We start from the raw sequence: 13757 nt of genomic DNA, 5'->3' as shown, positions 1-13757 counted from the left end.
GCGGGATGAACTGCGTCGCGTCCTCGCCCGGGTGGGCCGGGACCGGCGCGATGAACTGCGTCGCGTCGTCGGCGCCCCGCGCGGGCACCGGCGGGATGAACTGCGTCGCGTCCTCGCCCGGGTGGGCCGGGACCGGCGCGATGAACTGCGTCGCGTCGTCGGCGCCCTGCGCGGGCACCGGCGGGATGAACTGTGTCGCGTCCTCGCCCGGGTGGGCCGGGACCGGCGCGATGTACTGGGTCGCCGCCTCCGGCAGCGGCGGGTAGCCGTAGCCGTGCGGCCCGCCCGGCCCTTCGAAGCCGGGGCCGAGGACGTGTCCCTGCGGCGGGTTGCCGTACGGCGGCTGCTCGGGCCGCGGCGGCTGCTGCGGCTCGTACGCCGGCTGCCCGTACGGCGGGGACGGGTACTCCTGCGGCGCGTGCGGGCCCGGCTGCCCGTACCCGGCGCCGCCGTCCGGGCCGTAGCCCTCGGGCTGCGGGTAGGCGTACGCGGGCGGCCCCCACGGCTCCCCGGCCCGCGGCGCCTGCTCGGCGTACGGCGGCTGTTCGGGGTACGGCTGCTGGTCGGCGTACGGCGGCTGCTCGGGGTGGGGCGGCGGCCCGCCCGGATACAGCTGGTCCGGGTGGGCCTGCTGGTCCTGGAACGGGTCGCCGGGGTACGCCTGCTCCGGGTACGGCCGGTCCGGATGCGCCTGCTCCGCGTACCGCTGCTCCGGGTACGGCTGGTCCGGGTAGCCCGCAGCGGCCTCCGGTCCTGCCGGATGTGGCGTCCCGGGCTGGGGGACGCCCCCTTGTCCGTTCTGCGTCACCGGGACTCCTTCTGCCTTCTCCGACGTCTCCCGAAACTACGGCAGCCGTCGGGTCACGCTACCCGGTCCCTCCGCGGACATGTCAGGCCACCTGAACCTCCAGCCGCGCCGCGAACTCACGGACGGCCGCTTCCTCCCGGTACGGCTCCAACCGCACCCGGAAGTCGTCCAGGTACTCGGCGCCCCGGCGCGAACGCAGCGACTCCAGCAGCTCGGCCGCCTTCGTCGCCGTCTGGCAGGCCTGCTCGACCTCCCGCTGCTGGACCTGCGCGGCCGCCAGCAGGAGCAGTCCGATCGCCCGCCGGCGGGCCTTCGTCGCGGGCAGGGCCCGCAGGGCCTCCTCCGCTCGCCGGGCGGCCGCGTCGGCCTGGCCGAGGTCCCGGTGGCAGTGGGCCAGCTCGTCCGCCAGGTAGGCGTGCTCGAAGTGCCGGATCCACACCGGGTCGTCCCCCGACTCCGGCTCGGCCCGCTCCAGCGCCGTGACCGCCCGCCCGGACAGCACCGCCGTCGACCGGGCGTCGCCCAGCAGCGCGTGCCCGCGCGCCTCGGCGGCGTAGAACATGGCCTCCACCCTCGGGGTGACCTGCCCGCGCGTGCCCTCCTGCGCGGCCCGCGCCAGCTGGGCGATCTCCCGCGGATTGCCCAGCTCGGCGGCGAGGTGACTCATGGACGCGGCGAGGACGTAGCCCCCGTACGCCCGGTCGCCCGCCGCCTGGGCCAGCCGCAGGGCCTGAATGTAGTAGCGCTGCGCCAGACCCGGCTGCCCGGTGTCCACGGCCATGTACCCGGCGAGTTCGGTGAGCCGGGCCACGGCCGCGAACAGCGCCCGCCCGACCGGCTCCCGGTAGGAACCGCCGATCAGCCCGGACACCACGGAGTTCAGGTAGTGCACCACCACGGGCCGTACGTGGCCGCTGCCGAAACGGTGGTCGAGCTCGGTCAGGGCCTGCGTCGTCGCCCGGACGGCCTCCACGTCGGACATGCCGACACGGGCACCGCCGCTGCGGGCCACCTGCGGGTCGGCGCCGGTGATCAGCCAGTCGCGGCTCGGCTCCACCAGCGCGGACGCCGCCACGCTCGACCCCGACAGGAAGTCCCGGCGGCCCACGTCACTGCGCCACAGCTCGCAGACCTGCTCGATGGCGCCGATGACCGTCGGGGAGAACTGCAGGCCGACGCCGGAGGCGAGGTTCTTGCCGTTGGCCATGCCGATCTCGTCGATGGTGACGGTCCGGCCGAGTTTGCGGCCCAACGCCTCCGCGATGATGCCGGGAGCCCGGCCGCGCGGCTGCTGGCCGCGCAGCCAACGGGCCACGGAAGTCTTGTCGTAGCGCAGGTCGAGGCCGTGTTCGGCCCCGCACATGTTGACGCGCCGGGCGAGCCCGGCGTTCGAGCACCCGGCTTCCTGGATGAGCGCCTGCAGCCGTTCGTTCGGCTGGCGGGCCACGAGAGGCCTGGCTGCCATGAAAACCCCCTGAAGCCGCGGGTGATCGTTGGAATGATCACTTCCCGCCTGATGTGCGGAGAATCTTCCCCTCCGCGGCTCGTGGCTACCCAGCGACCGCGCCCCAGCCTCCTACGCGCCCCCGCCCGTGCACCGATGCGCCCCGTATGCAGGATCGATGCACCGTCCACCGGCCGGTTTACGCCCGTAACCACCCGTGACGCCGGGAGTTGAGATGGGCGTGGAAGAGACCATCGGAGTCACGGAGACCGCGCCCATCCCCCAGCAGCGGGGCGAACAGCTGCTCGACCATGCCGTGCGGTACGTGGAGGAACGGCACTGGGACGTCTTCGCCGGAACCTGGCTGGAGCACGCGGACGGCCGGGAACTGTGCTCCTGCGGAGCGGCGGACTGCCCCGCACCCGGCGCGCACCCGGCGGTGAAGGACTGGGCGGCCCTGGCGTCGGGCAGCGCGGTGGGGGTCCGTCGGATCTGGGCGAAGCACCCCGCGGCCTCGATCCTGCTGCCGACCGGGCGGACCTTCGACGTACTGGACGTCCCGGACTCCGCCGGCTTCCTCGCCCTGGCCCGACTGGAGCGGATGCAGCGCACCCTCGGGCCGGTCACCCTGACCCCCGACCACCGAATGCTGTTCTTCGTACTGCCGGGCGCCGGGGTGAAGATGGCGGACCTGGTCCGCAAGCTGGGCTGGCTGCCGCACGCCATCGACCTGGCCGCGCGCGGCGAGGGCGACTGGGTCGCCGCGCCGCCCACCCGGCACGGCGGCAGGGGGCCGGTGCAGTGGGCCCGCAAGCCCACTCCCGCGAACCGGTGGCTGCCCGACACCGAGGAACTGATCGACGCCCTCGCGTACGCCTGCGGCAGCGAGGCCGCCGCGGCCCGGGGCCGTCGGGGCGCCTGACCCGCCGCGCCTCCTCGCGTAGGGCCGCCGTAAGTTCATGACATAAGTAACTGCTCACGCCTTCGACCCGCTCCTATGGTGAGAAAAGTACGACCACGGGGAACGGACGAGAGGCAGGCGCATGCCGGACCAGGGTTATGCGGCAGGCGGTACGGGCGGGGCGGACGGCGCGCGAACCGCGCCGGCCGCCGCCGTACGCGTAGAGGGACTGTGGAAGCGGTTCGGCGAGCAGGTGGCCGTCGCGGGGATCGACCTGGAGCTGCCCGCGGGCCAGTTCATCGGGCTCGTCGGCCCGAACGGCGCCGGCAAGACGACCACCCTGTCGATGGTGACGGGGCTGCTGCGCCCGGACGCGGGAACGGTCACGGTCGTCGGACACGACGTGTGGGCCGACCCCGTCGCGGTGAAGTCCCGCATCGGGGTCCTGCCGGAGGGGCTGCGGCTCTTCGAGCGGCTCTCCGGGCGCGAACTCCTCGGATACATGGGCCGCTTGCGGGGGCTCCCCGGCGAGGAGACCGACAAGCGGGCGACGCAGCTGCTGGAGGTCCTGGACCTCGCGGGCGCGCAGCACAAGCTCGTCGTGGACTACTCGACGGGCATGCGCAAGAAGATCGGCCTCGCGGCCGCGCTGCTCCACAACCCCGAAGTCCTTTTCCTCGACGAGCCGTTCGAGGGCGTCGACCCGGTGTCGGCGCAGACCATCCGCGGGGTGCTGGAGCGCTACACCGCCTCCGGCGCCACCGTCGTGTTCTCCTCGCACGTGATGGAGCTCGTCGAGTCCCTTTGCGACTGGGTGGCCGTCATGGCCGCCGGGCAGATCCGCGCGGCCGGCCCGCTGGCCGACGTACGGGGGACCGCGCCCTCGCTGCAGAGCGCATTCCTCGAACTCGTCGGCGCCCAGGACCGCGCCGCGGGCGACTCCCTCGACTGGCTCGGCGGCGCCCGATGAGCACCGCCCCGGCCACCCCGACCGCCCAGGCCGCCCCGGCCGTCGCCGCCGTCGCGGACGTGTCGCTGACCCCGCTGTTCGTCCGCCTCAAGCTCTCCCTGTTGCGCAACGGGCTGAAGGGCTCATCGAAGCGCAAGGCCGCCTGGATCGGCAGCCTCGTCCTCTCCCTCGTCGTCGCGGGGTTCGTGACGCTGGGACTGGCCCTGTTGCGCGGCCACGCCCACGCGGGGACCGTCGTCGTGCTGCTGGCCGCGATCCTGGCGCTCGGCTGGGCGTTCATGCCGCTGTTCTTCCCCACCGGTGACGAGACCCTGGACCCGAGCCGGCTCGTGATGCTGCCGCTGCGCCCGCGGCCCCTCGTACGGGCGCTGCTGGCGTCCTCGTTGGTCGGCATCGGGCCGGTGTTCACGCTGTGCCTGGCCGTCGGCTCGGTGGTGGCGGTGGCCCGCGGCGCGGCGGGCGTGCTGGCCGGCGTCGTGGCCGTCCCGTTGCTCGTCCTCGGCTGCGTGACCCTCGCCCGGGCCGTGGCGACGGCGAACGTACGGCTGCTGACCAGCCGCAAGGGCCGTGACCTCGCGCTGCTCAGCGGCCTGCTGATCGCGGTCGGCGCGCAGGTCGCCAACTTCGCGAGCCAGCGCCTGTTCGAGTCGGGCGGCCTGACCCGGCTGGAGCCCGTCGAGGCGGTCGTGCGGTGGCTGCCGCCCGCGTCGGCCGTCGGCATGGTCGACTCGGCGGGCAGGGGCGCCTACCTGGAGGCCGCCGCGCAGTTCCTGATCACCGTCGCCGCACTGGTCGGGCTGCTTTGGTTCTGGGAGCGGACCCTGACCGGGCTCATGGTCACCCCGGACGGCTCCACCCTCGCCGCCTCCAAGCCCCGCAAGGAACCCGGCTCGGGCGGCTCCTGGTCGCCGCTGGCCGACAGCCGTACGGGCGCCACCATGCAGCGGACGCTGCGGTACGCCGTGCGGGACCCGAAGACGAAGTCGGCCTGGGTGACGGCCCTGGCGATCGGGTTGATCGTCCCGGTGGTCAACGCCCTCCAGGGAGCCGGCTCCGTGTACCTGGCCTGCTTCGGCGCGGGCATGCTCGGCGTCCAGATGTACAACCAGTTCGGGCAGGACACCTCCGCCTTCTGGATGGTCGCCCAGACCATCTCGACCCCGCACGACGCCTACCTCGAACTCCGGGCCCGCGCGGCGGCGCTGGCGCTGGTGATCGTCCCGTACACGGTGCTCGTCACGGCCGTCACGGCCGGCCTGATCGGCGACTGGGGCGCGTTCCCGGCCGGGGTGGGCGTGTCCCTGGCACTCGTCGGGTCGATGCTGTGCACGGGCGCGCTGGCCTCGGCGCACTTCGCGTATTCGATCCCGTCGGACGGGGCCTTCAAGAACGTCGCCCCGGGGCAGGGCGGACTCGCCTGGGCGGGCATCGGGCTCGGCATGCTCGCCTCGGTGCTGATCTGCGCGCCGGTGATCGCGCTGACGGTGTTCCTGCACGTGGCCGACCACCACGACCTGACGTGGATCCTGCTGCCCTTGGGTACCGCCTGGGCCGCCCTGGCCACGTGGGCGGGGCTGCGGCTGGCCGCCCCGGCGGTGTCGCGCAAGCTTCCCGAGATCCTGATGGCGGTCAGCAAGGGCTGAGTCCCCGGCGGCACGCCGCCCCAGGGCCGGCCCCGATCCCGACGAGGGAGGGGGCCGGCCCTTCGTGTGCGGGCCCCGGACGGGAGCGCCGCGCCGGGATGCCGCGCCGGGATGCCGCGGGGCGGGCCCGGACGCGGGCCGGAGGTGATCGAGCGCGTCGTACGGGTGGACGGCTGCCCCGCAGGAGCAGCTGTCGGGTGGGCGCCGCCGTTCGGGGCGACTACTCCCAGGCGGTGGTGTTCTTGCCCACGGGAGCCGTCTCCCAGGCGGTGGTGGCGGTGGTGACGCGGGTGTCGGCGGCGCCGGCCGGGGTGGCCACGGTCAGGGACAGGGCGAGGGCGGCGGCGGCCAGGGCGGAGAAGGAAGCGGTGCGGACGGCCGTGGTCTGGAATCGGGACATGACGAAGCTCCTGGTGGCGGGTCGGGAAGTCCTGGGGGCGCCGCGGGATGCCGCGGGCGGGGCCCTGTGTCGGGCCGGAGGGGATCGGGCGCATCGTGGCCGGGGGCGACGGCTGTCCTGCGGGACCAGCGGTCGGGGCGGCGTACGGGAAGCCCTGGGGTGGTGCGGAGGTCGTGCGGTGAGGTGACTCGTGCTGCTGCGGGGCGGCGGGGCCCCGGGGCGGGCTACTCCCAGGCGGTCGTGGCGGTGACGTGGGTTCCGGCGTCGGGGGCCTGGCCGACGAGGGCGGGAGTGAGGGCGGCGAGGGCGAGCGAGGTGACCGCGGCGGCCTTGACGATCGTGGTGCGCAGCATGGCGTGTCCTTTTCCCGAGCTGGAACGAGTGGGTGTTCCGGGCTGGCGTCCCGCGGTGACGCTTCCTCCGGTCTTGCCCGCCGGGTGGTGTTCCCTGCTGGCGTTCACTACTTTCGTCGCAGGTCAGCAGGGGTGGAAGAGGTTTCAGGTGGACGGAAACGGTCCTGTCCCAATCCGTCCAGGGAGACCGGAGGAGGACTGGAGGAGCCGCTCGTAGTAGGGCGCCACGAGGGGAACGCCGACCCGGGTCACCCGCCAGCCGCGCAGGGCCCGCACCTCGCGGAGGGCGCGCCGGCAGAGGTCCTCCGTGCGGCGCTCCGCCTCGGCGAGGCCGTCCGCGACCACGTACACGCCGACGACCGGGTCCGGCAGGGCGCCGGGATGCGCCGAAACGTGCTCGACCAGGCCTGCGGCGCCGGGCAACGCCCGAATGAACTCCGCAGTGCCCGAAGGGAGTTGGACACCAGGGGTAGGGGCGCGCAGGGCCGCGTGGATCAGAAACATGAGGTCGACCCTTCCGGAAGTGGAGGCCCGAACAAAGCATTGAACGCGGACAGTTCGGTCCTTGGCCGGAAGTGTCCACGGGCTGGTTTCGGCCGATCACTGCGTGCGATGATCTGCGGAACTTGATCAATAAGGCACACACGGGGGGAACCGCTGTGCTAGCCACGCTTGGCCTCGACTCGACTGCCGAGGCCGTGTACCGCGCCATGCTCGCCTTTCCGCGCGAGGGGGTGAAGGCCCTCGGAGACCGTCTCGGCGTGCCCGAGGACGACGTCCGACGCAGTCTCGACACGCTCAGCGAACTGGCTCTGATCCGGCCGTCCTACGAACGGGCCGGCGAGCTGCGCGCGGTCACGCCCGAGGTCGGCATGGAAATCCTGATGGCACGCCAGCAGGCCGAGTTGGCCGCGCAGCAGTTGCGCATCGAGGCCTCTCGGGCGGCTGCCGCCCAGCTCATCGCCGAGTACGCGGACCTCAGCCCGACCGCGACGGCGAGTCCGGGCGTGGAGCAGTTGGTGGGGCTGGACGAGATCCGGTCCAGGATCAGCGGCCTGGCGCACGGGCTCCGGACGGAGCTGATGAGCTTCGCGCCGGGCGGGGGCCACCAGCCGCAGACCCTGGAGGCGTCGAAGCCGAACGACCGGGCGTTGCTGGGGCGGGGGGTGCGGATGCGGTCGTTGTTCCAGGACAGCGTCCGCAACAGCCAGCCGACGGTGGCGTACGCGACGTGGCTGAGCGAGCTCGGCGGTGAGGTGCGGACCGCTCCTGACCTGCCGACCAGGCTCATGATCTTCGATCGGACGTCGGCGGTCATCCCGATCAGCAGCGAGGACAGCGGGGCGGGCGCGGTGATCCTCACCGGGCAGGGCACGCTGACCGCGCTGTGCGCGCTCTTCGAGAACGTGTGGGCCGGGGCGCAGCCCCTGGGGGTTGCGCAGGAACGGGACGAGGGCACGCTCAGCGCGCAGGAGAGCACCGTGATCCGGCTGTTGGCGCAGGGGCTGACGGACGAGGCCATCGCGAAGCGGCTCGCGGTCTCCCCGCGGACGGCCCGGCGTCTGGCCAACGGCCTGATGGAGCGCCTGGGTGCGGCCAGTCGCTTCGAGTTCGGCGTTCGCGCGGTCCAGCGCGGCTGGCTCCCGAGCACGTCGTAGCGGACCGGCGTTCCGGTCCGTGCGCGCCGGGCCCGGTCGGGAGTCCGGCCGCCGCCCTGCGCACGGTCAGGGGCGCGCGGGCACCGGCCGGAGTTCCCTCAGTCAACCCGGGCCCGCTCGCGCGCCGCTGGAGCGGCCCCGCCCGGAGGCCGGGCGGAGCCGTCAGGGCGCTGACGCGGGGCGTCAGGGGGCGTCGGCGGTGACTCCCTCCAGGAAGGGTTCGACGGCCTCGCGCCAGGCGGCCGGCTGGTCGTAGTGGAGGTAGTGGCCGGCGTCCGGGATCTCGGCGTACTGACCGGCCGGAAGGACGCGGACCATCTCCTGGGCCTCGGCGCGGCCCAGTTCGCCGTCCAGGCCGCGGACGACCAGGGTGGGGCAGCGGACCTGGGCGAGTTCCTCCCAGTGGGCGTCGTGCACCCAGGTCTCACGGGCGGTCAGCATCTGGCTGCGGGAGAAGAGCGGGCGCCAGCCGTCCGGGGCCCGGTGCATGACCTCGGCGAAGAACGCGCCTCGGCCGGGGTCGGGCCGCTCCACGCGGGGATCGTCCTCGCCGAACCAGCGGCGGGCGGCGTCCTGCGTGGGGAAGGGCAGCGGCCAGCGGCGGAACCATTCCTCCCATTCCTGCTGGGAGGCCTCGCCGAGGGCCGAGGCCCGCATGTCGCAGATGACGAGGGCCCGGACCAGCTCGGGGCGGCGCGCGGCGAGCTGCCAGGCGGTGAGGGCGCCCATGGAGTGGCCGACGAGGATCACGGGGGCGAGGCCGAGCTGGTCGACGGCCGCCTCGGCATCGGCCACGAAGGCCTCGCGGCCCAGGGGGGTGGAGAAACCCGGTCCGGCGGCGGGGCGGGTGCTGTGGCCGTGTCCGCGCTGGTCGAGGGCCACCACCCGGTGGCGCTCGCCGAGCCAGCGGGCGGTGCCGGCCCAGTGCAGGGCGCGACCCATCAGGCCGTGGAGTAACAGGACTGCCGGACGCAGGGGCTCCGCGGGCGGTTCGCGGAACTCCCAGGCGGCCAGGCGGACACCGTCGGCCCCCGTCACATCGATGCGCTGTACCACCGCAGATGCACCCCCTTCGATCCTCGCCAGAGTATCGAACCTGCATTCGAGAACGGGCGTCTCGCCGACAACACCGCTCTTTCGAGTGACCTTGCTCAAGGATTGGCCGCCGCTGCCGATGGAGATCCTTTCAGCAGGGAGGCGGGCCGCTCGGGGAAGACGGTCCGAAGGGGATGACCTTGAGAGCTCGGGGCTCCAGGTCAGCAAGGGGAGGACCGGTCCCGGCGCCGCGAGGCGCCGGGACCGCCCGTTTCCTCCCGCTCCGCGGGAACCGTCAGCGCTTCGCCACGAACACGTGCGAAGCGGTCTCCTCGTCCAGCTCGGCGGCCTCGCCGCCACTGCCGACGAGCACCCCGCCCGGGGATTCCGTCACGCTCACCACGGAGCCGGGCTGCACGCCCGCGCGCCGCAGCGTGTACATCAGCTGGGCGTCGGTCTGGATCGGCTCGCCGATCCGGCGGACGACCACCGTCTTGCCCTCGCTGCCCGGGTCCAGCTCGGACAGGCTGACCATGCCATCCTCCAGGAACGGATCGGCCTCGGCCTTCTCCCCCAGCTCCTCCAGGCCCGGGATCGGGTTCCCGTAGGGGGACTCGGTCGGGTGACGCAGCAGCTCCAGTACGCGCCGCTCCACCGCCTCGCTCATGACGTGCTCCCAGCGGCAGGCCTCGGCGTGCACCTGCTCCCATTCCAGGCCGATGACGTCGACGAGGAGACACTCCGCGAGGCGGTGCTTGCGCATCACGCGGATGGCGAGCTTGCGGCCCTCGTCGGTCAGCTCCAGGTGACGGTCGCTGGCCACCGCCACCAGGCCGTCCCGCTCCATGCGCGCCACCGTCTGGCTGACCGTCGGGCCGCTCTGGTCGAGCCTCTCGGCGATCCGGGCGCGCATGGGGACCACGCCTTCCTCTTCCAGCTCGAGGATGGTGCGGAGATACATCTCCGTGGTATCGATCAGTCCGGACATTCGTGCCCCTCGGATTGCGTGCGCTGGCCCTGCCCCCAATTCTGACGCATCGGGCCGACAACCGTCCCGCGCCGAGCGTCAAGGCATGTACGGGACATCTCAGGAGCCCTCCGGCGGGCCTTTCGTCCCGGGGATTGACGCTCGTATTGACACGCGCTTGGTCCAGACCGCACGGTGAGCGGCGGACACCGACGTACCCAGCGCACCCCCACCCTGGAAGGGCCTTCGGCGTATGAGCGAGAGCAAGCTGGCCGGGCAGTTCTTCGACGCGGCCATCGGCCTGCTGGAGCGGGTGCGGGACGAGGAGGCCTCGCGCATCAACGAGGCCGGGATCGTCATCGCCGAGGCCGTCGCCTCGGGGAACCGGCTCTTCGCCTTCGGTGCCGGACACTCCTCGCTGCCCGCCCAGGACGTGGTCTACCGGGCCGGCGGACTCGCCCTGATGAACTTCCTCGCCGTACCCGGCACCGCCGGCATCGACGTCATGCCGGCCACCCTGGGCAGCGCGCTGGAGCGGGTCGACGGGCTCGCCGGGGCGGTCCTCGACAGCAGCCCGGCCTCCGACGGGGACGTCCTGGTGATCATCTCGCTGTCCGGGCGCAACGCGCTGCCGGTCGAGATGGCCATGAACGCCCGGGCCATCGGCCTCAAGGTCATCGGCGTGACCTCCCTGGCGTACGCGACGGGCACCCGGTCGCGGCACGTCTCGGGCACCTTCCTCAAGGACCACTGCGACATCGTGCTCGACAGCAAGATCGCGGTCGGTGACGCCGAGCTGAGCCTCGACGGGATCGACGCCCCCTTCGCCCCCGCCTCCACCGTCGTGACCAGCGCGATCATGCAGGCGGTGATGGCGGCCGCGGCCGGTGAGCTGGCCGCGCGCGGCGTCGAGCCCCCGCTGCTGCGTTCGGGCAACGTGGACGGCGGCCACGAGTGGAACGGCCGCGTGATGCAGGAGTACGGCGACCGGATCTTCTTCCGCCACTGACGGCGCGCGGTGCCCGGCCCCCGCCGGGCGTCGCGGGCCGGGCGGGACCTTCACAACACGCCCTGGCACGGGGAGGAAGTGGGCTCGGGGTCGGAGCGGGCCCGCCGTCGGAGCGGGCCGGCCGTCAGAGCGGGCCGGCCGTCGCCAGGTCCAGGTCGGCGGCGACACGGGCCGCGACCTCCTCCGCGTAGAGGGCGTCCGCGCGCTCGAAGGCCGGGCGGGAGGAGCCGCGCAGGAAGGTCAGCGCGCCCAGGGTCCGGCCTCGGCTGCGGAGCACCACGCACAGGGCGTGCGTCGCCCCGGCGGGCCAGTGCCGGGTCCGGGCCCAGCCCTCGTCCTGCGTACCGCCGGGGGTGCTGGCCCGTACGGGGCCGATCCGGTCCAGGGCCTGGAGCGCGGGGTGGGCGCTCTCGTAGCGGACGGGGATGGTGCCCGGTCCCGGGAGCAGCAGGGCGAGGCCGGAGGGGGACACGGCCGAGCGGACGAGCCTTCTGCCCCGGTCGGGGGCGTCGGGTCCCGGCGCCCCTTCGAGGACGTCGACCAGGGCGTGGTCGGCGAAGCCGGCCAGGGCGAAGTCCAGCCGGACGGCGGCGGCCTCGGCCGGGTCGGCGCATTCGGCGGCGGCCCGGCCGGCGCGGTGCAGCTGGTTGGTCCGGAACCGGAGCTGCCCGGTGTCCAGTTCGGCCCGCCGGGCCTCGGTGACGTCCTGGAACAGCCAGCCGACCCCGAGCGGTACGGGTTCCTCCGCGAGGGGTGAGGCCAGCCGCAGGAAGCCGGAGCGCCAGCACCGGCGCCGGACTCCTTCGGCCGTCCGTACGGAGACCCACAGTTCCAGCGGCGACGGCGGCGCCCCTTCCGCCAGTACGTGCTGGAGCGCGCCCTCCAGTTCCTCGACGCCCTGGACGAGGAGGTCCCCGAGGGGTCGGCCGAGGAGTGCGCCGCGGCCCGCCCCGAAGGCGCGGGCCGCGTGCGTGTTGACCACGGCCGGGCGCAGGTCGACGTCGACGAGGACGACGCCCCAGGAGGCGTCGTCCATGAGGGCCTCGCTGAGCGCGATGGAGCGTTCGAGGTCGATCTGGGCGTGGACCTCGCTGAAGGCGCAGTACACGCCGGCGGGTTTGCCGTCGGCGCCGGGGACCCCGGCGGACTGGGTGCGGACGAGGATCCGCCCGCCGTCCTTGGTGAGCAGGGCGAACTCGTGGACCTGGCGTCCGGGCAGGTCCTGGGCGGACATGAGTCGGTCCTGCACGTCGTCGGCGTCGGCGGCGCGCACGGCCCAGCCCGCGAAGCCCTCGCGGCCCACGGCCTCGGCGGCGGACCAGCCGAGGATCCGCTCCGCCTCCCGGTTCCAGTGGGTGATCACGCCGTCGGAGTCGAACGCGCACAGGGCGGCGTCCATCCCGTCCAGCAGCGCTGCGAGCAGATCGTCGGCGGTCTCACCACGACCGGAAGCACTCACCTGGCACCCCCTGCAGGTGTTCGCGTGTGCGGCACGTCGGATCATTCAACTGGAACGTGACGCAGGCCACACCCGGTTCCCGCATTCCTCCCGGAATGTCCTTCGCCACGCGCTTCGGTGCGCCCGTCGACACGCCCTTCGACGGGCCCCTCCGCAGGCCTCCCGAAGGGCCGCTCAGTCCGCGAGGACCAGGAAGACCATCCCGGCCGCGAGGAGCGCGCCGGCGGCCCCCCAGCCCCGCAGCGCGGCCGCCTCGCCGCGCTCCTCGCGCAGGGCCCGGCGCTCGATCCTGCGCCGGACCTCGGGGTCGGCCGCCCAGTCGGGGCCGCGGAGCTCCTGCCAGGCGGCCCGCATCACGGCGATCTCGCGGGTGACGTCGACGTGGTCGTCGTCGACGCACACGAGCTGGACCCGGCGACCGGTCCGGTCGTGGGCGTACGAGAGGACCAGCGGCTGGTTCCGCGCCATGGCCGCGCCGGGATTGGGCGCCGCCCGGATGTCCTGGACGTCCGCCCAGGCCAGCCGGCGGGTTCCGGTGAGGCGGCGGACCCGGATGCCGTCCCGGTCGATGGTGGTCGAGCAGCGCCGGAAGGCCCGTACGAGCCAACCGAACAGGGCGACGACCAGGGCGGCGATCAGCGTTTTCACGCCGGGGGCCACGTGCTCCATGGTCAGCACGACCAGCAGCACGCAGGGCGTTCCGATCCCGACCGCGAGGTGGACGCCCGCGAGCCGCGCGGGCCGGACCCGGTAGTCGCGCGGCAGCAACCCTGCGCCCATGACACCCCTCCCCCGCTGCGGGACGGCCACGGCCAGTGTAGGAAGGAACTCCGGTGCCGGATAGGTGAGTTGCGGCCGTTCCGGTAGGTCCCGATAAATAAGTTGAGGGCCCGGCGGAGCGGATTTAGGCTCTGGAGCACACGAGAAGGGAGGTGGTTACCGCAATGTACGGAAACCGGACGCGTGAGGTGGCTGCGGGCTGACGGCCCGTTGTCGCAACGCACCCAGTGCGGTGCCCGGCGCAGCCGTCAGGCGCCAATCCCAAGCAGTCACCCGACCCGCGGGCTCGCCGGTACGTCCGGCCGGCTCCTCTCACTGCAGGAGAGGAAC

General features: G+C 73.5%; 13 protein-coding genes and 1 pseudogene. 5 read left to right on the top strand and 9 right to left on the bottom strand.

Features of this window, described 5'->3' with window-relative positions; all coding sequences use genetic code 11:
* Both NOD94_RS25640 and NOD94_RS25635 read right to left on the bottom strand, forming a co-directional pair.
* A pseudogene (locus NOD94_RS25640) lies at positions 1–808 on the bottom strand (hypothetical protein); the annotation flags it as partial.
* Positions 809–890: 82 nt separating this feature from the next.
* Entirely contained in the window at positions 891–2273 is a 1383-nt protein-coding gene (locus NOD94_RS25635; protein ID WP_281208464.1) for a transcriptional regulator, read from the bottom strand.
* A gap of 214 nt (positions 2274–2487) precedes the next feature.
* Between NOD94_RS25635 and NOD94_RS25630 the strand changes: the two genes are divergently transcribed.
* From NOD94_RS25630 to NOD94_RS25620, 3 genes are all read left to right on the top strand, one after another.
* Positions 2488–3174, top strand: a complete 687-nt coding sequence (locus tag NOD94_RS25630) for a bifunctional DNA primase/polymerase (protein WP_281208463.1) — start codon at positions 2488–2490, stop codon at positions 3172–3174.
* A 121-nt stretch (positions 3175–3295) separates the two neighbouring features.
* Positions 3296–4123, top strand: coding sequence for an ABC transporter ATP-binding protein (locus NOD94_RS25625; protein ID WP_281208462.1), 828 nt, complete (start codon positions 3296–3298; stop codon positions 4121–4123).
* Positions 4120–5766, top strand: coding sequence for a transporter (locus NOD94_RS25620; RefSeq protein WP_281208461.1), 1647 nt, complete (start codon positions 4120–4122; stop codon positions 5764–5766). The genes NOD94_RS25625 and NOD94_RS25620 overlap by 4 nt, the downstream gene beginning before the upstream one ends.
* 220 nt (positions 5767–5986) lie before the next feature.
* Here NOD94_RS25620 and NOD94_RS25615 read toward each other — a convergent pair whose 3' ends face one another.
* The 3 genes from NOD94_RS25615 to NOD94_RS25605 all read right to left on the bottom strand — a co-directional run bounded on the left by NOD94_RS25615 (position 5987) and on the right by NOD94_RS25605 (position 6942).
* Positions 5987–6166 carry a hypothetical protein gene (locus NOD94_RS25615; RefSeq protein WP_281208460.1) on the bottom strand — a complete coding sequence of 60 codons (180 nt, stop codon included), beginning with the start codon at positions 6164–6166 and terminating at the stop codon, positions 5987–5989.
* Between the two features lie 224 nt (positions 6167–6390).
* Positions 6391–6519, bottom strand: coding sequence for a hypothetical protein (locus tag NOD94_RS25610; protein ID WP_281208459.1), 129 nt, complete (start codon positions 6517–6519; stop codon positions 6391–6393).
* A 144-nt stretch (positions 6520–6663) separates the two neighbouring features.
* Positions 6664–6942, bottom strand: a complete 279-nt coding sequence (locus NOD94_RS25605; protein WP_281208458.1) for a hypothetical protein — start codon at positions 6940–6942, stop codon at positions 6664–6666.
* 236 nt (positions 6943–7178) lie between these two features.
* On the opposite strand from NOD94_RS25605, the gene NOD94_RS25600 reads away from it, so the two are divergent.
* Positions 7179–8177, top strand: a complete 999-nt coding sequence (locus NOD94_RS25600; RefSeq protein ID WP_281208457.1) for a helix-turn-helix transcriptional regulator — start codon at positions 7179–7181, stop codon at positions 8175–8177.
* A gap of 183 nt (positions 8178–8360) precedes the next feature.
* Here the strand turns inward: NOD94_RS25600 and NOD94_RS25595 are convergent, their stop codons facing one another.
* Positions 8361–9233, bottom strand: a complete 873-nt coding sequence (locus NOD94_RS25595; protein ID WP_281208456.1) for an alpha/beta hydrolase — start codon at positions 9231–9233, stop codon at positions 8361–8363.
* A gap of 274 nt (positions 9234–9507) precedes the next feature.
* Positions 9508–10200: a metal-dependent transcriptional regulator gene (locus NOD94_RS25590; RefSeq protein ID WP_281208455.1), complete on the bottom strand. Its 693-nt coding sequence runs from the start codon at positions 10198–10200 to the stop codon at positions 9508–9510.
* A gap of 232 nt (positions 10201–10432) precedes the next feature.
* Here NOD94_RS25590 and NOD94_RS25585 point away from each other — a divergent pair, with 232 nt between their 5' ends.
* Positions 10433–11188, top strand: a complete 756-nt coding sequence (locus NOD94_RS25585; RefSeq protein ID WP_281208454.1) for an SIS domain-containing protein — start codon at positions 10433–10435, stop codon at positions 11186–11188.
* A gap of 124 nt (positions 11189–11312) precedes the next feature.
* On the opposite strand, the gene NOD94_RS25580 is transcribed toward NOD94_RS25585, so the two are convergent.
* Together NOD94_RS25580 and NOD94_RS25575 are read right to left on the bottom strand one after the other, a co-directional pair.
* Entirely contained in the window at positions 11313–12647 is a 1335-nt protein-coding gene (locus tag NOD94_RS25580) for a PAS domain-containing protein (RefSeq protein WP_281208453.1), read from the bottom strand.
* Positions 12648–12821: 174 nt separating this feature from the next.
* Positions 12822–13427 (bottom strand): PH domain-containing protein, encoded by a 606-nt coding sequence (locus NOD94_RS25575; RefSeq protein ID WP_281208452.1) that lies wholly within the window; start codon positions 13425–13427, stop codon positions 12822–12824.
* Positions 13428–13757: the final 330 nt, after the last annotated feature.

This window comes from Streptomyces sp. Isolate_45, from assembly GCF_024721315.2.
In the GTDB taxonomy this organism is placed as follows: Bacteria; Actinomycetota; Actinomycetes; order Streptomycetales; family Streptomycetaceae; genus Streptomyces.
The sequence above is the reverse complement of the archived record's forward strand: the minus strand, read 5'-3'. Positions and strand labels throughout refer to the sequence as shown.

Excerpts from the sequence above, each read along its gene's own strand:
- NOD94_RS25635 (WP_281208464.1), bottom strand. The coding sequence starts at position 2,273 with ATGGCAGCCAGGCCTCTCGTGGCCCGCCAGCCGAACGAACGGCTGCAG.
- NOD94_RS25630 (WP_281208463.1), top strand. The coding sequence starts at position 2,488 with ATGGGCGTGGAAGAGACCATCGGAGTCACGGAGACCGCGCCCATCCCC.
- NOD94_RS25625 (WP_281208462.1), top strand. The coding sequence starts at position 3,296 with ATGCCGGACCAGGGTTATGCGGCAGGCGGTACGGGCGGGGCGGACGGC.
- NOD94_RS25620 (WP_281208461.1), top strand. The coding sequence starts at position 4,120 with ATGAGCACCGCCCCGGCCACCCCGACCGCCCAGGCCGCCCCGGCCGTC.
- NOD94_RS25615 (WP_281208460.1), bottom strand. The coding sequence starts at position 6,166 with ATGTCCCGATTCCAGACCACGGCCGTCCGCACCGCTTCCTTCTCCGCC.
- NOD94_RS25610 (WP_281208459.1), bottom strand. The coding sequence starts at position 6,519 with ATGCTGCGCACCACGATCGTCAAGGCCGCCGCGGTCACCTCGCTCGCC.
- NOD94_RS25590 (WP_281208455.1), bottom strand. The coding sequence starts at position 10,200 with ATGTCCGGACTGATCGATACCACGGAGATGTATCTCCGCACCATCCTC.
- NOD94_RS25585 (WP_281208454.1), top strand. The coding sequence starts at position 10,433 with ATGAGCGAGAGCAAGCTGGCCGGGCAGTTCTTCGACGCGGCCATCGGC.
- NOD94_RS25575 (WP_281208452.1), bottom strand. The coding sequence starts at position 13,427 with ATGGGCGCAGGGTTGCTGCCGCGCGACTACCGGGTCCGGCCCGCGCGG.